The following is a 19,936-nucleotide window of genomic DNA, read 5'->3' on the forward strand; positions in this document are numbered from 1 at the left end:
AATCCCTTACGCATATGGAAAAGCTAAATCCTCAGCAAATAGACCGTATCCACAAATACCTTTTACAAAGTGGCCTCTCCGACGGGCTGCTCAACGAACTACTTGACCATCTTGTTTGCGAAGTCGAACATTACCTGTGGATTGGTCTTCCTTTTGAATCAGCACTGCAAAGAACCCTACTAGACGCCAATGCAGAATCAGTTCAAAAGCTCCGTAAACTCTATCAAGAGGAGCTGACTTTTTCGGAGGCACAGCTTGCCGAAGCTAGTCTTGATGATATACTGTTTCAGTTTCGCAATAAATCCTACGGAGCCTATTCATTGCGACAATCCTACCAAAAGACATTAGTGTACGCGTTGGGTGGAGCATTAGGGCTTGGGCTGATGATGATTGCCTTATTGCATCTGATTAGTCAAAAAAACTGGTCTTACTGGAGTCCCTGGGGACTGGTGTGGATCATCGGAGTGGGGGCTGTTACAGGAGCGATAGTTATGTATTTCCTACAACAGGAACGTTGGGAATCCATACCCGACCACGAAGAAGGTTAATTTTATGGTTTGTAATTCCTACTATGTAGTTTTATGACGCAACCAAAAACTACAAACCTACATGACAAAATCGCTTTGGTCGCTTAGCGGTCAACGTGCCCTCGTAACGGGCGGAACCAAAGGAATCGGCGAAGCCATTGTTCGGCAATTTCTGAACCTCGGCGCGTCCGTATTTATCGTTGCCCGTGACAATCACTTACTTCAGCAGCAGTTAACGGAATATCGACAGCAAGGACATCTGGTCGATGGCTTAGCCGTTGATATGAGTAAGCTTGGCATAGCAACTCAGGTCATTGATGCTGTTAACGAAAAGTGGGGAAGCTTGGATATTTTGGTCAATAATGCAGGAACCAACATTCGCAAAGCCACCGCTGATTATAGTTCTGCCGATTACGAGCATGTTCTGAATACAAACCAGCGCTCAGCTTATGAATTAAGTCAAGCCGCTTATCCATTACTGAAAGCGTCTAGTATTGGCGGCAAGATCGTAATGATTTCGTCGGTATCGGGTTTAGCCCATACAAGTAGTGGTTCCCTCTACGGAATGTCCAAAGCTGCCATGCTTCAGCTTACCCGAAATCTGGCTGTTGAGTGGGCTTCCGATGGAATTCGGGTGAATGCGGTGGCACCCTGGTATATAAAAACACCACTGGCAACTCCCGTTCTTACCAATCCTGAAAAATTAGCAGGAATACTGAAACGTACTCCGATGAATCGAGTTGGCGAACCAGAAGAAGTAGCTTCTGTTGTTTCTTTTTTGTGTATGCCTGCGTCCAGCTACGTCACTGGTCAAACGATTTCGGCAGATGGCGGATTGATGGCCTGGGCTTATTAAAAACAATCAAGGGTAGGCAGGAGTAGTCAAAAATTGCTAAACAATATCTGACTACTCCTGCCTACCCTTGATTGTTTATGACCCCTCCTTATTAGTTAAACCCCAGCTACCATTGCTTTCATCTTCGCCATAGCAGTATTCGCTACTACTTGAGCTTCCTGTGCGTAGTACATCTTATTAAAAACCTCCAACGACAGCACAATTGGTCGATCAGGACGCTTAATAAGCTTTAGCGTTTCCTTAATTGGAGCAACACCATCTCCAGGAAAAACTCGATCAGCATCAGTGATTTTTTCGCGGGTAAAGTCGGCAGTGTAGTCATTTACATGAAAAACCTCAATGGCTGGTTTACCAACCAATGGCAGACTCACATTGCCAGAACCGCCCTTATAGAGGTGATAAATATCCAGTAACACTCTTGCCGATGGATGGCCGCTTTCAATTGCCACGAACATAACTTCGCCTAATCGGCTCAGATTGGGCGAGAACCCCCATAATTCCAATTGTGGTACAACGCCTGTTTTATCACCTACTTCTAAAATGGTGCGGTAACGTTCGGCAGCTTTATACAAATCAATTTTGGGACTCCCCGGCGATTGAGCACCAATAGGTGGAGTTGCAACCCGCTTACAGCCAACTTCGGCCAGCATCTCCATTTCGCTCTTGAGTTGGGCAACGCCTTTAGCACGAGCAGCTTCATCGTCGATAATCCAGGGTGCAAATCCAATTGCATTTTCAACTTTTATTCCAGTATCGCTCAAGATTTTACGGGCATCAGCCGTAGTAGCCCCAGATTTCAAATAAGTCTGTAAAGTCTCAACCCATATTTCAACTGATCGAAAACCAGCCTTTGAGGCTACTTCCAATTCTTTTACGAATCCAAGTTTATGCCCACGAATCGTACTCATATTCAGACAAAGCGTAAAGGAAGGCTGTGCAGTTGGAGCAGGCATGGCGTCCAATGAATTTGACGATAGAGATGCGCCTACAGAGGCAGTCAGGGCCGCCAGTGTTTGACGACGAGTTATAGATTGAGACATGAACGAACCGGATTCAGGCGTTTTGCGATATCTATAATAAATGAGAAAATGGTATAAACCTACTGTTTACTGGCCTCATAGCGATCGAAGAATTCATTACCGAACACTACCAGAATACTTCTTAAAACCATGCCCAAACATTCTTTAAAATAATTTTTCTGTTTCTCCTAATTATTTCATACTTTTGCACTCCCAAACTCGGAACATCGAGTCTAACGACATACGAGGGTGAAGGTCCGTAAGGAAACCACATCTGACTTTTTCGCAAACAAACCTTGCATTGCACGGCTTTGTCTGCCATTTAAGGTCAGGTGCAACGCGCCCGACCTTTTTTTATGTTGTTTTTGGGCTGATTGTTAAGCAGATATAGGATTCATCTAAATATTTGTCTAATTTTGCGGCCCGATTCGGAAAGTCCGATAAGGAAAAACAGTACCTATTTTTTACCTGCTTACTTTAAACAAACACAAATGTCTGGTTTAATTGGCAAGAAAATCGGGATGACCAGCGTGTACAATGCGGACGGGCAGGCTCTGGCATGTACAGTGATTGAGACGGGTCCCTGTGTTGTAACTCAAGTTCGTAGCCTCGAGAAAGATGGCTACACAGCTGTGCAGCTGGGTTATGGCGACAAAAAAGAAAAGCACAGTAACAAGCCGGAGTTGGGCCACTTCAAAAAAGCTGGTACCACACCTAAGCGCAAACTGGTTGAATTCAAAGAATTCACACAAGAGCTTAATTTAGGTGAAACCCTTACGGTAGCCGACGTATTTACTGAAGCCGACTTCGTTGACGTAGTTGGAACAGCTAAAGGTCGTGGTTTCCAAGGCGTTGTGAAACGTCATGGATTCGGTGGTGTAGGCGGTCAAACGCATGGTCAGCACAACCGGGGTCGTCACCCAGGTTCGATCGGTGCCTGCTCGTTCCCATCGCGCGTGTTCAAAGGTCTTCGTATGGCTGGTCGGATGGGCGGTAATCGCGTGAAGGTGCAAAACCTGCGCATTCTGCGTATTCTGCCTGAGCAAAACCTGCTCGTTGTTAGCGGTTCAGTTCCCGGAGCTAAAAATTCATACGTTATTATTGAGAAATAGGCCATGGAAGTAATCGTATATAACAGCAAGGGCGTAGACACAGGCAAAAAGGTCACCCTTCCGGAGGAGGTTTTCGGCATCGAGCCAAACCAACACGCGATTTACCTCGACGTGAAACAATACCTGGCCAACCAACGTCAGGGAACGCACAAAGCGAAAGAGCGTGCTGAAAATGCGCACTCAACTCGCAAACTGAAGAAGCAAAAAGGTACGGGGGGTGCTCGCGCCGGTAGTGCCAAATCACCTGTATTTGTTGGTGGTGGTACAATTTTCGGACCTCGCCCCCGGGATTATAGCTTCAAACTGAACAAAAAAGTGAAGTCGCTGGCCCGCCAGTCTGCTTACGCTGTAAAAGCAAAAGCTGAGAAGATTTCAGTTATCGACAGCATCACGCTGGAAGCTCCCCGCACGAAAGATTACATTCAATTCCTGAGTGATCTTAACCTGACGGGTCGCAAAACGCTGCTGATTCTGCCCGACGTAAACACAAATGTTGTCTTGTCGAGCCGGAACGTGCAGAAAGCGAAAGTGACCACAGCTTCGCAGGTAAACACCTACGATCTGATGAACGCTGACCAACTGCTCATTAGCGAAGAAGCGCTGTCAACCATCCAAACGTTGTTCGAAAAATAATCATGAGCGTACTGAAACGACCAATCGTCACTGAAAAAATGACGGGCCTTAACAAGCAAGGGAAGTATGCTTTTGAGGTTGAACTAAAAGCCAACAAACTCGAAATTGGCAAAGCCATCGAGAAAATGTACGGCGTAAACGTTGAGGCTGTCAACACATTCCGGGTTTACGGAAAGAAACGCAGCAAGAACATCAACGGACGTGTTGTATCGGGCAAGACCCCAACCACTAAGAAAGCAATTGTAACGGTGGCAGAAGGCGAAGTAATTGATATCTACGCTGACCTGTAAACCGAGCATTGCTCTACCAATTAATCAGTCATGGGAGTTAAAAAACTAAGACCAATAACGCCGAGTACACGTTTTCGCGTGGCACCCGACTTTGCGGAAATAACAGCCTCCAAGCCAGAAAAAAGTCTGCTGGAGCCCATTAAGAGAACCGGGGGCCGTAATAACGAAGGTCACCGCACTATGCGCTACATTGGAGGAGGTCATAAGCGGCACTACCGTATTATTGACTTCAAGCGCGACAAAGTCGGCCAACCTGCCGAAGTTTTGACTGTAGAATACGATCCAAACCGTTCAGCCCGCATCTCTTTGGTGCAATATGCTGACGGCGAAAAACGCTACATCATTGCCCCTCAGGGTATCACCGTTGGCCAGACGATTCAGTCGGGCGAAGGCTCAACACCAGATGTTGGTAATGCCCTGCCACTGGCTCTGATGCCAATCGGTACCATCGTTCACAACATCGAGTTGACACCAGGTAAAGGTGGTGCAATGGCTCGTTCAGCAGGCACATACGCTCAGTTAGTTGGTCGTGAAGATAAGTACGCTATCCTGCGTCTTCCTTCGGGCGAAACTCGCCGGGTATTAAGTGCTGGTATGGCAACGGTTGGTTCGGTATCCAATCCCGACCACATGAACGTTGTCGTAGGCAAAGCCGGCCGGAACCGTTGGTTAGGTCGTCGCCCACGCGTTCGTGCTGTGGTGATGAACCCTGTCGATCACCCAATGGGTGGTGGTGAAGGCCGGGCTTCCGGTGGTCACCCACGCTCACGCAATGGCCAGTTCGCTAAAGGTCAGAAGACCCGAAACAAGAACAAGGCATCTGAAAGCATGATTATTAGCCGACGCAAAAAGTAACAGATAACAATGGCACGTTCACTCAAAAAAGGCCCATATATTGATTTCCGTCTGGACAATAAAGTTCAGGCTCAGAATGATTCGGGCAAGAAATCGGTCATCAAAACCTGGTCGCGTCGTTCGATGATTTCGCCGGATTTCGTAGGCCACACCTTCGCTGTTCACAACGGCAACAAGTTTATCCCGGTTTATGTAACGGAAAACATGGTAGGCCACAAGCTCGGTGAATTTTCACCAACGCGCAACTTCCGGGGGCACACCGCAAAGAAAGACAAGGGCAAACGATAAACTGAGCTTGTATAGTTGAAAGTCATGTAGTTGGCTTATGCACACTAACAAACTCGATAACTATACGACTCTACAACTCACAATTCCAAAATGGAAGCAGTAGCGAAACTTAAAGATGTGCCCACGTCGCCCCGTAAGATGCGGATAATCGCCGACCTCATTCGTGGTCAGCGTGTTAGTCGGGCGTTGGGTCTGTTAAAATATCAGCCACAGGCTGGTGCCGGTGTATTGCAGAAAGTGCTTTTATCGGCCGTTGCCAACTGGCAACAGAAAAATGAAGATGAGCGCATCGAAGACGCTGATCTTTATGTGAAAACGGTTTTTGTTGATGGAGGTCCGATGCTGAAGCGTCTACGTCCAGCTCCACAAGGTCGTGGTCACCGGATTCGGAAGCGGTCAAATCATATCACAATCGTGGTTGACAGCGCAGCGCAATCTGTGTTGACGGCAGCAGAAGCAGAAACCCCTGAAAACGAACAATAATTAAGAAATGGGACAAAAAATAAATCCAGTTGGCCTGCGACTTGGTATTGTTCGGGGCTGGGAATCGAGCTGGTACGGCGGCAAAGAGTTTGCTGATAAACTCGTTGAAGACGAGAAAATCCGCAAATACGTAGCAGCCCGTATTCCGAAAGGAGCCATTGCTCGGGTAGTTATCGAGCGTACCCTGAAACGGGTTACTCTCACGATTCACACAGCCCGTCCGGGTATTGTAATCGGTAAAGGCGGTGGCGAGGTCGATAAGATTAAAGAAGAATTGAAAAAGATCACGGGCAAAGATGTCCAGATCAACATCTTCGAAATCAAACGGCCAGAAATCGATGCTAAACTTGTTGGCGAAGCTATTGCTCAGCAATTACAGGCTCGTATTTCGTTCCGTCGTGCCATGAAGCAGGCTATCCAGTCAGCTCTCCGCGTAGGTGCTCAAGGTATCAAAGTAAAGGTATCGGGTCGTTTAGGTGGCGCTGAAATTGCCCGCTCAGAGCAATATAAAGAAGGTCGTGTACCTCTTCATACACTCCGCGCTGATATCGATTATGCTATCTCTGAAGCCCAAACCGTTTACGGTAAAATCGGCATCAAAGTGTGGATTTTCAAAGGCGAAGTTTATGGCAAACGTGATCTGTCTCCATCAGCAATGATGAGCCAGGCACAAGCCGGAGAACGTACAGCATCTGCTAACGACCGTGGTGATCGTCGGGGCCCTCGTGGCGACCGTGATGGCAACGATCGGGGCGGTCGTGGTCGTGGTGACCGCGGTGGTAACGATCGGGGCGGCCAGGGTGGCAATCGCGGTGGCGCTCCAGGTGCCAATCGTGGTGGTGGCCAGGGCGGTAACCGGGGCGGTGGTCAAGGTGGCAACCGTGGTGGTGGTCAAGGTGGACCAAGACGATAAACTTAGTCGTCAGTTGGCAGTCGACAGTCGTCAGTAATTCTAACGACTATCGACTAACCACTATCGACTCCAACTTTTAGAGCTAATGTTACAGCCAAAAAGAACTAAATTCCGTAAACAGCATAAAGGAAGGATTCCAGGTATCGCATCGCGCGGTCATGAGATCTCTTTCGGTACGTTCGCTATCAAATCATTGGAACCAGGTCGGATTACCGCCCGCCAGATTGAAGCCGCTCGTATTTCCGTAACCCGGGCCATGAAACGTGAAGGCCAGGTTTGGATTCGTATTTTCCCAGACAAGCCGATCACCAAGAAACCGGCTGAAGTACGGATGGGTAAAGGTAAAGGTGCTCCCGAATACTGGGTAGCCGTAGTGAAACCCGGCACGATTATGTTCGAAACAACGGGAGTTGATTTAGCAACGGGTATGGAAGCCCTTCGCTTAGCCGCTCAGAAGTTGCCCGTTCGGACCAAGTTTGTAGTCCGGCGCGATTATCAGGAGCAAGGCGAAGAGTAGTATCCCTAAGCGACGAACAAGATGAAAAAAGAAGATTTGAAAGGATTGTCGGCGGATGCCTTACGTACTGAAATCGGTGCGGAACAGGATCGCCTGCTGAAACTGAAGTTTGCTCATGCTGTGTCTCCAATCGAGAACCCCATGCGCATCCGCGAGAGCCGCAAACGGATTGCTCGCCTGCACACAGAACTGACAGTTAAATCGCGGCAAGCCTAATAAGACACGACGATGGAAGAGCAACAAGCACCAGCACCGCAGGAGGAAGTAACAACCCCAGCGGCAGCAGCAACAGAACAGCCGAAGGCAGCCGTTCCTGCAACGAGCGAAGCGAAATCGGCATCGGAGCGTAACGCACGTAAAGAGCGTATCGGGCGGGTGACCAGCAATAAAATGCAGAAAACAATCACAGTTGCGATTGATCGCAAAGTGAAACACCCGATGTATGGCAAGTTCATGAACAAGACCAAAAAATTGACGGTTCATGACGAGAAAAATGAGTGTGGTATCGGCGACACAGTTCGCGTAATGGAAACCCGCCCATTGAGCAAAAATAAACGTTGGCGGTTAGTCGAAATCATCGAAAAAGCGAAGTAAGCCATGGTACAGCAAGAATCAAGATTAGGAGTAGCCGATAACAGTGGCGCAAAAGAAGTGCTGGTTATCCGAGTCCTGGGCGGTACGGGCAAACGGTATGCATCGGTCGGTGACAAGATTGTCGTGACAGTGAAGCAAGCCCTGTCGTCCAGCAGTATGAAAAAAGGTACGGTTTCGAAAGCCGTGGTTGTTCGGACAAAAAAGGAAGTACGCCGGAAAGATGGTTCGTACATCCGTTTCGAAGACAACGCAGCTGTGTTGCTCAACAACAACGATGAGCCACGTGGTACTCGGATTTTTGGACCTGTAGCCCGCGAATTGCGCGAGAAGCAGTTTATGAAAATCGTATCGTTAGCCCCAGAGGTATTGTAAGCAATGGAGAAGAAAATAACGCTACCGACACACAAATTCCACATCAAGACGGGCGATACGGTCGTCGTGATTGGTGGTAACTCGAAAGGTCAGCGCGGTGTGGTGAAAGAAGTAATTGTAGAAAAAGATCGTGCCCGTGTTGAAGGGGTGGCTATGATTACCAAACACCTGAAGCCAACGGCTTCGAATCCGCAGGGAAGTCTGGAAAAAACGGAAGGTTCAATCCACATCAGTAATCTGAAACTGGTTGACCCCGCTACCGGCGAACCTACCCGTACGGGTCGTAAGTTGAATGAAAAGGGTAAACTGCAACGGTTCTCGAAAAAGACCGGCAACTTCATCCCTGACGTCCGTAAATAATAAAGGTCTAAGAGAATGGCAACGCCAAGACTGAAAGAAAAATATTTAAGCGAAGTCGTACCTCAGTTGAAGGACAAGTTTCAATACAAGTCGGTTATGCAAGTACCCCGCTTGAGCAAAATTGTCATCAATAAAGGTATTGGAGCCGCTGTCGCCGATAAGAAATTGGTTGACGTGGGCGTCGAAGAATTGACGACCATCACGGGTCAGAAAGCCGTTGCGACTATGTCGAAAAAAGCGGTTTCTAACTTCAAACTGCGGGAGAAAATGCCTATTGGTGCGAAAGTGACCTTACGTGGTGAGAAAATGTATGAATTTATGGATCGCCTGACAACAGTATCGTTGCCACGTGTTCGTGACTTCAAAGGCATTAGCGATAAAGGGTTCGATGGCCGTGGCAACTACACGTTCGGCGTGCAGGAGCAGATTATCTTCCCAGAGATTAGCATCGAAAAAGTAGCTCGTATTTCGGGAATGGACATCACATTTGTGACGACAGCTAACACCGACAACGAAAGCTATGAGTTGTTGAAAGCAATGGGCATGCCGTTTGCTAAAAGTGGTAAATAACAACCGACACAAAGGCTAAGACAATGGCAAAAGAATCAATCAAAGCACGGGAACGGAAACGCGAAGCGTTAGTTGCCAAATATGCTACGAAACGGGCTGCTCTGAAAGCTGCTGGTGATTACATCGGTCTGGATAAGCTCCCTAAAAATGCATCGCCAGTTCGTCTGCACAATCGTTGCAAACTAACAGGTCGTCCTCGGGGCTATATGCGCAAGTTTGGTATTTCGCGGGTAACCTTCCGGGAAATGGCATCAGCGGGTAAAATTCCAGGTGTAACTAAAGCAAGCTGGTAATTCCAGATTCCATTTCTCTTTGTAATTCAGTTTCCGTAATTTTGCGAACTTTCTCAAAAAGAGAAGTTTGCAAGTAACGCAACGCTAAGAATGAATACAGATCCAATAGCAGATTTTCTAACCCGCGTTAGAAATGCCATCCGGGCAAAGCACCGGGTAGTGGAGATCCCTGCTTCCAATATAAAGAAAGAAATTACCAAAGTTTTGTACGACAAAGGGTTTATCCAGAACTATAAGTTCGACGATAGCACTGCACAAGGCACCATCAAAATTGCTTTGAAGTACAATCCTACAACGAAGCAGTCCGCTATCGTTGACCTGCAACGGATCAGCCGGCCAGGCTTACGTCAGTATCGGGGAGCCGATCATCTGCCACGTATCTTAAATGGCCTGGGTGTTGCTATCATCTCGACCTCAAAAGGTGTGATGACCGATAAAGAAGCGAAGACGCTGAACGTTGGTGGAGAAGTATTGTGTTACGTATATTAATCCGAACTGAACGATGTCACGCATAGGTAAGAAACCCATCGCCCTACCCAGCAACGTAACGTTGTCTGTCAACGACCAAAACGTCGTTACGGTAAAAGGGCCTAAAGGCACCCTGCACCAAACGGTTGACCCGGACATTTCGGTAGCAGTCGAAGAAGGCCAGATTCAAGTGTCCCGTCCAACGGAGCAGAAACGCCACAAAGCACTGCACGGTCTGTATCGTTCGCTGGTTAGCAATATGGTATTGGGCGTTAGCGAAGGCTTTAAACTTAACCTCGAAGTTATTGGGGTAGGTTACAAAGCATCAGTTGCCAACAATGTTCTTGAATTGCAACTTGGCTACTCACACAATGTGTACGTAGCAGTTCCAGAAGAAATCAAGGTAACGGCTGTAACTGAAAAAGGTCAGAATCCGAAAGTATATCTGGAAGGCTCAGACAAACAACTTCTTGGCGATGTAGCGGCTAAAATCCGTTCACTCCGTAAAGTTGAGCCGTATAAAGGCAAAGGTATCCGCTTCATTGGTGAGCAAGTTCGCCGGAAAGCAGGTAAATCTTCGTCTAAGAAATAGCGTTTTTAGTTCAAGGTTTCAAGCTCAAGGCTTTATGTTTCTTTTAGGAACAAATAGAAGCAAACTTGAAACTTTGAATAAAGAACTTGAAACATTTAAACGCCTATTTGGTCGGAATCAAATAACATGGCAACTACAAAACAAGAAAGAAGACAGCGGATTAAGTTTGGTATCCGGGCGAAAGTATCCGGTACAGCCGAACGTCCCCGTCTATCCGTTTTCCGTTCTAACACGGGCATTTACGCACAACTTATTGATGACGTAGCCGGTCATACTCTGGCAGCAGCATCGTCTGTTGAGTTGAAAAGCGAAATCGAAGGTAACACCCTCGAAACAGCGAAGAAAGTAGGTCAGCGGTTAGCTGAAAAAGCAATTGCTCAGAACATCAGCGCAGCTGTGTTTGACCGCAATGGCTACTTATATCACGGTAAAGTAAAAGCACTGGCCGATGCAGCCCGCGAGGGTGGCCTTAAGTTCTAAGCGATGAACATCAATTCAGCAAGACCGACAAAATTTAACGAAGCCGACCTAAAGGAAAAGGTTGTAGCCATTAACCGCGTAGCGAAGGTGGTAAAAGGTGGTCGCCGATTCAGTTTCTCGGCGATTGTCGTCGTCGGAGACGGTAACGGTGTCGTTGGTTACGGATTAGGCAAAGCCAATGAAGTAACAGATGCGATTGCCAAAGGAGTAGAAGACGCTAAGAAAAACCTGGTGCAGGTTCCTCTTTTGAAGCGTACGATTCCTCACGAAATGGAAGGTAAATTCAGCGGTGGTTTTGTCCTGCTGAAACCAGCATCTCCAGGTACTGGCGTAATTGCTGGTGGTGCTATGCGGGCCGTTCTTGAATCGGCTGGTATTCACGATATCCTGGCAAAATCGAAAGGATCATCAAATCCTCACAACGTTGTAAAAGCTACTCTTGATGCGCTGCTGAAAATGCGGTTACCTCACCAGGTCGCTTTCCAACGTCAGGTAAGTTTGGCAAAAGTATTTAACGGTTAATTAAACGGAGCAACAGACATGGCACGAGTACGCATCACGCAGGTCAGCAGCACCATTAAACGGCCGCTATCTCAAAAGAACGCTATCAAGTCATTGGGCTTGGGCAAAATCAACCGCAGCGTCGAACTAGAATATAATGACGCGCTGAAAGGTGCAATCAATAAGGTGCAGCACCTAGTGAAAGTTGAAGAAATTTAAGTATCTTTGCGATTCTTTTGGTTTTCAGGCCGCTGTAACCCTGCGTTAGAGACGAGTTGACAAGCCAGAAGAATCACTTTTTATTAACATAGCAATGAATTTAAGCAACCTTAGACCGGCAAAAGGTTCCGTCAGAGAGCGCAAGCGAGTCGGACGCGGGCAGGGATCAGGCATGGGCGGAACGTCTACGCGTGGTCACAAAGGAGCGCAGTCGCGCTCAGGTTATAGTCGTAAGACACACTTCGAAGGTGGTCAGATGCCACTTCAACGTCGCGTGCCTAAGTTCGGCTTCAAGAATATTAACCGCGTCGAATATAAACCTCTCAACCTAGACGCTATCCAAGCGCTGGTTGATGAAACCAAGGCAACAGTCGTTGACATGGAATTCCTGCTCCAGCATGGTCTGGTAAGCAAGAAAGATCTTGTTAAAGTATTGAGCCGAGGTGAATTGACCACCGCTGTTGAAATCCATGCCCACGCTTTCTCGGCTAGCGCGAAAGACGCAATTGAAAAAGCAGGCGGTAAGGCAATTGTGCCTACAAAAGAAGCGAAAGAAGAAGCAGCTAACTAAGTTGTGAGCACGGCAAAGACCGATCTACTTTTATGAACCGACTCATCACCACGTTTAAGAATATTTTTGCAATTGACGAGTTGCGGAGTCGAATCCTCAACACGCTGTTGTTCATTACGGCGTTTCGTCTCGGTTCGGCCATTGTCCTACCAGGCGTTGACCCCCAGAAACTGAACCTTAATCCGCAGGGATTGCTCGGTTTGTTGGACACCTTTTTAGGTGGTGCGTTCAGTAAGGCTTCGATTTTTGCATTGGGCATCATGCCATATATTTCGGCATCGATTGCTATTCAGTTACTGACACTGGCTCTTCCCTACTTCCAGAAAATGCAGAAGGAAGGGGAGTCAGGACGTAAACGGCTGAACCAGATTACGCGGATACTCACAATTGGTGTAACGGCTGTACAGGCTATCACCTACGTTCGTACGACAATTCCACAAGAAGCATTGTTAATCGATCGAGGATTATTCACCATCTCATCCTTATTCGTTCTAACAGCAGGCACAATTTTCTGTATGTGGTTGGGCGAACGGATTACAGACAAAGGTATTGGTAACGGGATTTCCATGATCATCATGATCGGGATTGTATCCCGGCTTCCAGGTGCCATTATCGGTGAGCAACAATCGAGAGGTTCAGGTGGTATTCTGATTTTCGTACTGGAGATCGTTGCTCTGTATTTTGTTGTCATGGGTGCTGTTGTATTGACTCAAGCTGTGCGTCGTATTCCAATTCAGTACGCTAAGCAGGTCATCGGGAATAAGGTTGTGGGTGGACAACGGCAGTACTTGCCACTAAAGTTGAATGCAGCAGGTGTCATGCCTATCATTTTTGCTCAGGCGTTAATGTTCATTCCAACGTATGTAGCCGGGTTGTTCGCTGAAAAAAGTGACTTCGCAGCGGGCGTTCAAAATGCATTCCAGAGTTACACTACCTGGCAGTACAATGTTCTGTTTGCGTTGTTGATCATCATCTTTACGTTCTTCTACACAGCTATCTCGGTTAACCCCGTTCAGATTGCCGATGATATGAAACGTAGTGGAGGGTTCATTCCAGGTGTGAAACCAGGTCTTCAGACATCTGAATACATTGGCACAGTACTTGACCGAATTACATTGCCTGGTGCTGTTATGCTGGCTATTGTAGCGATTCTACCAGCTATTGCCAATCTATTGGGAATGACTAGCGGATTTGCACAATTCTTCGGTGGTACGTCACTGTTGATCATGGTTGGTGTTGTATTGGATACGCTTCAGCAAGTAGAAAGTTACCTACTCATGCGTCGGTACGAAGGTCTGATGAAATCAGGTCGCGTACAAGGACGAACGAGCAGCGAGACTGTAGCAGCTTAATTGAAATGGCTGGTTCTGACAAAAAGGATAAAATGATTTTTTATAGAAGCGATGAAGAAATTGCTTTGATAAAAATCAGTGCTCAGGTTCTTGGGAAAGCACATGCCGAAGTGGCAAAACTTATCCGGCCTGGTATTACCACAAAGGAACTGGACATCGTTGCAGAAACGTTTATAAAGGATAATGGTGGCATTCCATCGTTCTTAGGTTATAATAAGTTTCCGGCTTCACTCTGTATTTCTGTCAATGATGTAGTGGTTCATGGGTTTCCGAGCCGTTACGAGCTTCGCGATGGAGATATCATCTCGATTGACTGCGGTGTTAAACTGAATGGCTATCATAGCGATAGCGCCTATACGTACCCTGTTGGTGATGTTAGTCCAGCCGTTCGTCGATTGCTAAGTCGTACAAAAGAGTCGCTTTATCTTGGATTAGGCCAAGCGATAGAAGGGAATCGAGTGGGTGATATTGGTTATGCAATTCAGACCTACACCGAGAAATTCGGTTATTCTGTAGTCCGGGAATTAGTTGGTCATGGCGTTGGTCAGAACCTGCACGAAGCTCCTGAGGTACCAAACTACGGAAAGCGAGGTCAGGGTCCTAAATTACGGGAAGGTATGATTTTGGCGATTGAGCCAATGATTAACTTCGGTAAGAAAGGGGTTGTCCAGGAACGCGATGGCTGGACTATTCGGACAGTTGACCGCAAACCTTCGGCTCACTTTGAACACACAGTGGCCGTACGGAAAGGAAAAGCTGAGATTTTAACCACCTTTGAATACATCGAAGCAGTCACCGCGAATACTAGCCTGATGGTCGATACACAGGAACTGATGGCGGCTTAAAGCAACATGGCAAAGCAGAATTCAATAGAACAAGACGGTGTGATTTTGGAGGCATTATCGAATGCGATGTTCCGGGTCGAATTGGCCAACAAGCATGAAGTAATTGCTCATATCTCCGGCAAAATGCGGATGAACTACATCAAGATTTTGCCCGGAGATCGCGTAAAATTAGAAATGTCGCCTTACGACTTAAGTAAGGCAAGGATTGTGTACCGATACAAATAAGTTTGTGGTTTGTGGTTCATAATTCGACGTTGCAAAATGGATAATTAAAACCACAAACTATAAACTGCAAACTTTTAAATCATGAAAGTTAAAGCGTCCATCAAAAAGCGCAGTGAAGACTGCAAAGTGATCCGGCGGAAAGGGAAGCTGTACGTGATCAACAAAAAGAATCCCCGTTACAAACAAAGACAAGGCTAAGCATGGCACGTATTGCAGGTGTTGATATTCCAGACAAGAAGCGTGGTGAAATCGCGCTGACGTACATCTACGGCATCGGTCGTAGCCGGGCTAAGAAAATCCTGACCGACGCTGGTATCAGTGTTGACAAGAAAGCCAATGAGTGGACGGACGAAGAAGCGAGTGCAGTACGTAACGCGATCTCGAACGAATACAAAGTGGAAGGTCAGTTACGTTCAGAAGTTCAGTTGAGCATCAAACGTTTGATGGACATCGGTTGCTACCGGGGTTTGCGTCACCGGAAAGGGTTACCGGTTCGTGGCCAGCACACGAAAAATAACTCACGTACCCGGAAAGGGAAACGTAAGACTGTTGCTAACAAGAAGAAAGTAACGAAATAATTAATCGGTCGCTCATCGTCATAAGGAGCATTTGAGGTCATTTATAGTTGAATGGCAAGTAATGTTACCGGTGGCACATTGACGATTACCTACAAACAATGGCTCAAGCAAAACGCAAAGACAAAGCGAAAAAGCGAGTGGTAGTTGTTGAACCCGTTGGTCAGGTACACATCCGGGCTACGTTTAACAACATCATCATTTCGATCACCAACATGAACGGCCAGGTTATTTCCTGGGCATCGGCGGGTAAAATGGGCTTTCGCGGCTCAAAGAAAAATACACCCTATGCTGCACAAACAGCCGCTCAAAACTGTGCTACCGTTGCCCATGATTTGGGAATGCGTAAAGCAGAAGTATTCGTGAAAGGTCCAGGATCAGGTCGTGAGTCGGCGATCCGCACCATTCAGAATTCAGGTATCGAAGTAACAACGATTCGTGATATTACCCCGCTGCCGCACAATGGGTGTCGGCCGCCAAAACGTCGTCGCGTATAATTTACGGATGGCATGAATAGGGGCAGGCGACATTTAGTTGTGTCTGTCCATTGTTTCACAATTATTCATTCATTGAAGAATGGCACGTTACATTGGGCCAAAAGCCAAAATCTCGCGCAAGTTCGGCGAACCCGTGATGGGGCCGAGCAAAGCGCTCCAGAAGAAAAATTACGGACCGGGTATGCACGGTCGGGGTCGCAAACGGAAACAGTCCGAATATGCACTCCAACTGCTGGAAAAGCAGAAAGTAAAATATACCTATGGTATCCTGGAACGTCAGTTCCGTGCACTGTTCCACCGGGCACAGGTTCGCGAAGGTATCACGGGTGAAAACCTGCTCAAATTGTGCGAAGCTCGTTTAGATAACACGGTTTATCGTTTGGGTATCGCTTCTTCTCGTCGGGCTGCTCGTCAGTTGGTAGCTCACAAACACATCGTTGTTGATGGCGAAGTGGTAAATATTCCTTCTTACTCGCTGAAACCTGGTCAATTGATTGGTGTTCGTGAGAAGTCGAAATCACTCGAAGCGGTTACAACAAGTGTAGCTGCTCGCAACACAAAGCGTTATAACTGGGTTGAATGGGATGCTCAACAACTAACGGGTAAGTTTATTAGCTACCCTGAGCGTGATCAGATACCTGAGAACTTCAACGAGCAGGCCATCGTCGAATTGTATTCGAAGTAAGCTTACTAGCAGAACTCATTTCGTGGGTTCTGCTGGATTTTCTATAAATAAGTTACGGTTTAGGTTGATTGGTTTTAGTGCAAAGCTGGTCATTCGGCCAGTAAAGTTCTAAAACCGAAGCACTGAAAACCGTACAAATTTCAGTCTTCACGCCAAGGCAGAGAACTGCTGTAAAATACGAAACGTATGTCAATATTAGCGTTCCAAATGCCCGACAAAGTCGTAGTGGAGAAAGCTGACGACTTTCACGGGGTGTTTGAATTCAAACCCCTTGAAAAAGGATACGGTGTAACAATCGGCAATGCGCTTCGTCGCATTTTGCTGTCATCGTTGGAAGGATATGCCATCACCAGCGTAAAATTCCCAGGTGTGTTGCACGAGTTTTCTTCTATCGAGGGCGTTGTTGAAGACGTGACAGAGATCATTCTGAACCTGAAAATGGTTCGTTTCAAGAAGATCAATGACATGGTCGACAACAAGATCACCGTCAACATAAAGAAACAATCGGTCCTGAAGGCCGGTGATATATCTAAGTTCTCGCCATCGTTCGAGGTGCTAAATCCAGAACTGGAAATCTGTCACATCGATGATACCCGGGATTTAGAGATGGAAATTTTCGTGGAGAAAGGTCGTGGCTATGTTCCGGCTGATGAACCACGGGCAAACGAATTACCGTTTGGTCATATCCCTATCGATGCTATTTACACGCCAATCAAAAACGTGAAATATAGCGTTGAAAACACGCGGGTTGAGCAGAAAACGGACTATGAGCGTCTGCTTTTAGACATCGAAACGGATGGATCTATCCATCCAGAAGAAGCTTTGAAAGGTGCAGCTTATATCCTGATTCAGCACTTCATGCTGTTCTCGGATCAAACCATGACGTTTGAAACGGCCAAACCAGAAGAGGAAAATGTAGTAGACGAAGAAGTACTGCACATGCGGAAACTTCTGAAAACGTCGCTGGCTGACCTTGATCTGTCGGTACGTGCCTACAACTGTCTTAAGTCGGCTGATGTACGGACGCTGGGTGACCTCGTTCGGTTAGAGATTTCGGACATGATGAAGTTCCGTAACTTCGGTAAGAAGTCTTTGACGGAGCTTGAGCAATTAGTTGCTGAAAAGAACCTGACGTTCGGCATGGACGTCGCTAAGTACAGATTAGACGAAGACTAAAAAGTTGTTCCAGGTTTCAAGTTCCATGTGAATAACATTGAACGTGGAACTTGACGCTTGAAACAAACAAGAAATAATGAGACACGGTAAAAAAGATAATCACCTAAGCCGGACGCACTCGCACCGCGAAGCGATGTTGCAGAACATGGCCTCGTCGCTCATCCTGCACAAACGCATTGAGACGACAGTAGCGAAGGCGAAAGAACTCCGCAAATTCGTGGAGCCTATTTTGACCAAGGCTAAAGATGACACCTACCAGAATCGTCGCGTTGTATTCCAATCGCTGCACGACAAGGAGACAATTAAAGAATTGTTCGGTAATGTAGCCGATAAAATCGCTAGCCGTCCAGGTGGTTACACACGTATCATCAAGCTGGGCAACCGCTTAGGTGATAATGCCGAAACCTGCCTGATCGAACTGGTTGATTTCAACGAAACACTTCTGGCTGCTGCTGCTGAAAAAGCTGCTGCAACAACAAAAACACGTCGTAGTCGTCGTGGTAGTGGTTCACGGACTGCTGAAACAGCTGAAGTTCCTGCTGCAGAAGTAGTAGAAACAACACCTGTTTCAGCGGAAGAAGCACCAGCTACTGGCGACGACCTGACTAAAATTGAAGGTATCGGTCCAAAAATTGCTGAGTTGCTCAACAACGCTGGTATTACTACCTTTGCACAGTTAGCCGATGCACAGGACGAAGCCGTTCAACAAGTATTAGTTGATGCAGGCCCTCGGTTCAATGTACATGACGCAACAACCTGGAACGAACAAGCAGCCCTGGCCCGCGATGGCAAATGGGACGAACTGAACGAGTTACAGGATCGTTTAAAAGGTGGTAAAGAAGAAGCATAACGGAGTGACCTACAAAAACGTCATATAGAAATGGGTTAACCGCAACGGTTAGCCCTTTTTTTTAGTCTTTCAAGCCAAACGCATAGATGAAACATACGCAGCAACCTGAGGCACTGTTGGTTTTGCAGGATGGAACCGTATATCGGGGACTAGCTCTTGGTAAAATAGGGACAGCTGGTGGTGAAATTTGCTTCAACACAGGCATGACCGGTTATCAGGAGATTTACACAGATCCCTCCTACTACGGTCAGGTAATTATTAATACAACCTCACACATTGGTAATTATGGTGTGCTGAATAATGCAGAACAAGAGTCGAGTAGTGTAAAAATTCGGGCAATGGTCTGCAATTTTTTCTCTAACATTCACTCACGTTATACTGCTGACGGCTCATTACAGGATTATTTTGAGAAAGCCGGTATTGTTGGGATTCATGGTGTTGATACACGTCAACTGGTGCGTTACATACGTTCGAAAGGCGTTATGAACTGCATCATCTCGTCGGAAATTCTAGACCCAGCTATCCTATTAGCTGAGTTGCAAAAAGTACCTGACATGGCTGGTCTGGAATTATCGTCAGAAGTATGTACACAGGAAGCCTACGAACAAGGTAACCCTGAATCGAAGTTACGGGTAGCTGTACTAGATTTAGGCGTCAAGAAGAGTATTCTCAGCAACTTTAACCAACGCGGTGTATTCTGCAAGGTATTCCCGGCTAAAACGCCTTATAGCGAGCTAGCAGCATGGAAACCGAATGGCTATTTCATTGCCAATGGCCCTGGCGATCCAGCAGCTATGCCTTACGCAGTTGAGACTGTTAAGCAGGCTTTAGATACAGAAACGCCCTTATTCGGTATATGCTTAGGTCATCAGATTTTATCGCTGGCCAGTGGTATTTCAACCTATAAAATGCATAATGGCCACCGGGGTTTGAACCACCCGGTCAAAAATTTGATCACAGGCCATTGTGAGGTAACTTCGCAGAACCACGGTTTTGCCGTGAAAGCTGATGAAGTTATGGATACAGACAATGTTGAATTGACTCACATCAACCTCAATGATAAGACCATTGAGGGTATCCGTCGGAAAGACAAGCCTGCGTTCTCAGTGCAATATCACCCGGAATCATCGCCTGGTCCGCACGATTCACATTATCTGTTCGACCAGTTTATTGGTATGATGAACGAGTAAACAAAAAGCCTGAGTCTCCTCAGGCTTT

33 protein-coding genes are annotated in these 19,936 nt (G+C 46.8%); 32 read left to right on the forward strand and 1 reads right to left on the reverse strand.

What is annotated here, in order from left to right:
- Positions 1-14 precede the first annotated feature (14 nt).
- Both GO755_RS05165 and GO755_RS05170 read left to right on the forward strand, forming a co-directional pair.
- Positions 15-548 carry a hypothetical protein gene (locus GO755_RS05165; RefSeq protein ID WP_157583686.1) on the forward strand — a complete coding sequence of 178 codons (534 nt, stop codon included), beginning with the start codon at positions 15-17 and terminating at the stop codon, positions 546-548.
- A 61-nt stretch (positions 549-609) separates the two neighbouring features.
- Positions 610-1,383: an SDR family oxidoreductase gene (locus GO755_RS05170; RefSeq protein ID WP_157583687.1), complete on the forward strand. Its 774-nt coding sequence runs from the start codon at positions 610-612 to the stop codon at positions 1,381-1,383.
- Positions 1,384-1,478: 95 nt separating this feature from the next.
- Here the strand turns inward: GO755_RS05170 and GO755_RS05175 are convergent, their stop codons facing one another.
- Entirely contained in the window at positions 1,479-2,423 is a 945-nt protein-coding gene (locus tag GO755_RS05175) for a sugar phosphate isomerase/epimerase family protein (protein ID WP_157583688.1), read from the reverse strand.
- Between the two features lie 470 nt (positions 2,424-2,893).
- On the opposite strand from GO755_RS05175, the gene rplC reads away from it, so the two are divergent.
- From rplC to carA, 30 genes are all read left to right on the forward strand, one after another.
- Entirely contained in the window at positions 2,894-3,514 is a 621-nt protein-coding gene (gene rplC, locus GO755_RS05180; RefSeq protein ID WP_157583689.1) for a 50S ribosomal protein L3, read from the forward strand.
- Between the two features lie 3 nt (positions 3,515-3,517).
- A complete protein-coding gene (gene rplD / locus GO755_RS05185) occupies positions 3,518-4,147 on the forward strand; it encodes a 50S ribosomal protein L4 (protein WP_157583690.1) in 630 nt (209 codons plus the stop codon).
- 2 nt (positions 4,148-4,149) lie between these two features.
- Positions 4,150-4,437, forward strand: a complete 288-nt coding sequence (gene rplW, locus GO755_RS05190; protein ID WP_012930240.1) for a 50S ribosomal protein L23 — start codon at positions 4,150-4,152, stop codon at positions 4,435-4,437.
- A 30-nt stretch (positions 4,438-4,467) separates the two neighbouring features.
- Positions 4,468-5,292: a 50S ribosomal protein L2 gene (gene rplB / locus GO755_RS05195; protein ID WP_157583691.1), complete on the forward strand. Its 825-nt coding sequence runs from the start codon at positions 4,468-4,470 to the stop codon at positions 5,290-5,292.
- A gap of 9 nt (positions 5,293-5,301) precedes the next feature.
- A complete protein-coding gene (gene rpsS / locus GO755_RS05200; RefSeq protein WP_012930238.1) occupies positions 5,302-5,580 on the forward strand; it encodes a 30S ribosomal protein S19 in 279 nt (92 codons plus the stop codon).
- 90 nt (positions 5,581-5,670) lie between these two features.
- Complete coding sequence (gene rplV / locus GO755_RS05205; RefSeq protein ID WP_157583692.1) at positions 5,671-6,063, forward strand: 50S ribosomal protein L22; 393 nt, start codon at positions 5,671-5,673, stop codon at positions 6,061-6,063.
- A gap of 7 nt (positions 6,064-6,070) precedes the next feature.
- Positions 6,071-6,976, forward strand: coding sequence for a 30S ribosomal protein S3 (rpsC, locus tag GO755_RS05210; protein WP_157583693.1), 906 nt, complete (start codon positions 6,071-6,073; stop codon positions 6,974-6,976).
- An 85-nt stretch (positions 6,977-7,061) separates the two neighbouring features.
- The gene (gene rplP / locus GO755_RS05215) at positions 7,062-7,493 is read left to right on the forward strand and encodes a 50S ribosomal protein L16 (RefSeq protein ID WP_157583694.1); all 432 of its coding nucleotides are present in this window, start codon (positions 7,062-7,064) and stop codon (positions 7,491-7,493) included.
- A 21-nt stretch (positions 7,494-7,514) separates the two neighbouring features.
- Positions 7,515-7,709 carry a 50S ribosomal protein L29 gene (gene rpmC, locus GO755_RS05220; protein ID WP_111346592.1) on the forward strand — a complete coding sequence of 65 codons (195 nt, stop codon included), beginning with the start codon at positions 7,515-7,517 and terminating at the stop codon, positions 7,707-7,709.
- A 12-nt stretch (positions 7,710-7,721) separates the two neighbouring features.
- Complete coding sequence (gene rpsQ, locus GO755_RS41800) at positions 7,722-8,087, forward strand: 30S ribosomal protein S17 (RefSeq protein WP_157583695.1); 366 nt, start codon at positions 7,722-7,724, stop codon at positions 8,085-8,087.
- Positions 8,088-8,090: 3 nt separating this feature from the next.
- Positions 8,091-8,459 carry a 50S ribosomal protein L14 gene (gene rplN, locus GO755_RS05230; protein ID WP_018618706.1) on the forward strand — a complete coding sequence of 123 codons (369 nt, stop codon included), beginning with the start codon at positions 8,091-8,093 and terminating at the stop codon, positions 8,457-8,459.
- 3 nt (positions 8,460-8,462) lie between these two features.
- The gene (gene rplX / locus GO755_RS05235; protein WP_157583696.1) at positions 8,463-8,819 is read left to right on the forward strand and encodes a 50S ribosomal protein L24; all 357 of its coding nucleotides are present in this window, start codon (positions 8,463-8,465) and stop codon (positions 8,817-8,819) included.
- A gap of 15 nt (positions 8,820-8,834) precedes the next feature.
- Positions 8,835-9,389 carry a 50S ribosomal protein L5 gene (gene rplE / locus GO755_RS05240; RefSeq protein ID WP_157583697.1) on the forward strand — a complete coding sequence of 185 codons (555 nt, stop codon included), beginning with the start codon at positions 8,835-8,837 and terminating at the stop codon, positions 9,387-9,389.
- Between the two features lie 23 nt (positions 9,390-9,412).
- Positions 9,413-9,682 carry a 30S ribosomal protein S14 gene (gene rpsN, locus GO755_RS05245; RefSeq protein WP_106137346.1) on the forward strand — a complete coding sequence of 90 codons (270 nt, stop codon included), beginning with the start codon at positions 9,413-9,415 and terminating at the stop codon, positions 9,680-9,682.
- A 90-nt stretch (positions 9,683-9,772) separates the two neighbouring features.
- Positions 9,773-10,171, forward strand: coding sequence for a 30S ribosomal protein S8 (gene rpsH / locus GO755_RS05250; RefSeq protein ID WP_157583698.1), 399 nt, complete (start codon positions 9,773-9,775; stop codon positions 10,169-10,171).
- 13 nt (positions 10,172-10,184) lie between these two features.
- Entirely contained in the window at positions 10,185-10,742 is a 558-nt protein-coding gene (rplF, locus tag GO755_RS05255) for a 50S ribosomal protein L6 (RefSeq protein ID WP_157583699.1), read from the forward strand.
- A 126-nt stretch (positions 10,743-10,868) separates the two neighbouring features.
- Positions 10,869-11,222 (forward strand): 50S ribosomal protein L18, encoded by a 354-nt coding sequence (rplR, locus tag GO755_RS05260; protein ID WP_157583700.1) that lies wholly within the window; start codon positions 10,869-10,871, stop codon positions 11,220-11,222.
- Between the two features lie 3 nt (positions 11,223-11,225).
- The gene (rpsE, locus tag GO755_RS05265) at positions 11,226-11,744 is read left to right on the forward strand and encodes a 30S ribosomal protein S5 (RefSeq protein WP_111346582.1); all 519 of its coding nucleotides are present in this window, start codon (positions 11,226-11,228) and stop codon (positions 11,742-11,744) included.
- A gap of 18 nt (positions 11,745-11,762) precedes the next feature.
- Complete coding sequence (rpmD, locus tag GO755_RS05270; RefSeq protein WP_046577840.1) at positions 11,763-11,942, forward strand: 50S ribosomal protein L30; 180 nt, start codon at positions 11,763-11,765, stop codon at positions 11,940-11,942.
- 94 nt (positions 11,943-12,036) lie between these two features.
- Positions 12,037-12,513 (forward strand): 50S ribosomal protein L15, encoded by a 477-nt coding sequence (rplO, locus tag GO755_RS05275; RefSeq protein WP_157583701.1) that lies wholly within the window; start codon positions 12,037-12,039, stop codon positions 12,511-12,513.
- 32 nt (positions 12,514-12,545) lie between these two features.
- Complete coding sequence (secY, locus tag GO755_RS05280; protein WP_157583702.1) at positions 12,546-13,865, forward strand: preprotein translocase subunit SecY; 1,320 nt, start codon at positions 12,546-12,548, stop codon at positions 13,863-13,865.
- Between the two features lie 32 nt (positions 13,866-13,897).
- Positions 13,898-14,710 (forward strand): type I methionyl aminopeptidase, encoded by an 813-nt coding sequence (gene map, locus GO755_RS05285; protein ID WP_157583703.1) that lies wholly within the window; start codon positions 13,898-13,900, stop codon positions 14,708-14,710.
- A gap of 6 nt (positions 14,711-14,716) precedes the next feature.
- Positions 14,717-14,935, forward strand: a complete 219-nt coding sequence (gene infA, locus GO755_RS05290; protein WP_009284801.1) for a translation initiation factor IF-1 — start codon at positions 14,717-14,719, stop codon at positions 14,933-14,935.
- 81 nt (positions 14,936-15,016) lie between these two features.
- Positions 15,017-15,133: a type B 50S ribosomal protein L36 gene (gene ykgO, locus GO755_RS05295; RefSeq protein ID WP_018618719.1), complete on the forward strand. Its 117-nt coding sequence runs from the start codon at positions 15,017-15,019 to the stop codon at positions 15,131-15,133.
- 2 nt (positions 15,134-15,135) lie between these two features.
- Positions 15,136-15,513 (forward strand): 30S ribosomal protein S13, encoded by a 378-nt coding sequence (gene rpsM, locus GO755_RS05300; protein ID WP_157583704.1) that lies wholly within the window; start codon positions 15,136-15,138, stop codon positions 15,511-15,513.
- Between the two features lie 98 nt (positions 15,514-15,611).
- Positions 15,612-16,007 (forward strand): 30S ribosomal protein S11, encoded by a 396-nt coding sequence (rpsK, locus tag GO755_RS05305; RefSeq protein ID WP_111350591.1) that lies wholly within the window; start codon positions 15,612-15,614, stop codon positions 16,005-16,007.
- A 79-nt stretch (positions 16,008-16,086) separates the two neighbouring features.
- Entirely contained in the window at positions 16,087-16,692 is a 606-nt protein-coding gene (rpsD, locus tag GO755_RS05310; RefSeq protein WP_157583705.1) for a 30S ribosomal protein S4, read from the forward strand.
- 186 nt (positions 16,693-16,878) lie between these two features.
- Positions 16,879-17,868, forward strand: a complete 990-nt coding sequence (locus GO755_RS05315) for a DNA-directed RNA polymerase subunit alpha (protein WP_046577854.1) — start codon at positions 16,879-16,881, stop codon at positions 17,866-17,868.
- A gap of 76 nt (positions 17,869-17,944) precedes the next feature.
- Positions 17,945-18,718, forward strand: a complete 774-nt coding sequence (rplQ, locus tag GO755_RS05320) for a 50S ribosomal protein L17 (RefSeq protein ID WP_157583706.1) — start codon at positions 17,945-17,947, stop codon at positions 18,716-18,718.
- Positions 18,719-18,804: 86 nt separating this feature from the next.
- Positions 18,805-19,908, forward strand: a complete 1,104-nt coding sequence (gene carA, locus GO755_RS05325) for a glutamine-hydrolyzing carbamoyl-phosphate synthase small subunit (protein ID WP_157583707.1) — start codon at positions 18,805-18,807, stop codon at positions 19,906-19,908.
- Positions 19,909-19,936 lie beyond the last annotated feature (28 nt).

It is taken from the genome of Spirosoma arboris, from assembly GCF_009754945.1.
Lineage (GTDB): Bacteria > Bacteroidota > Bacteroidia > Cytophagales > Spirosomataceae > Spirosoma > Spirosoma arboris.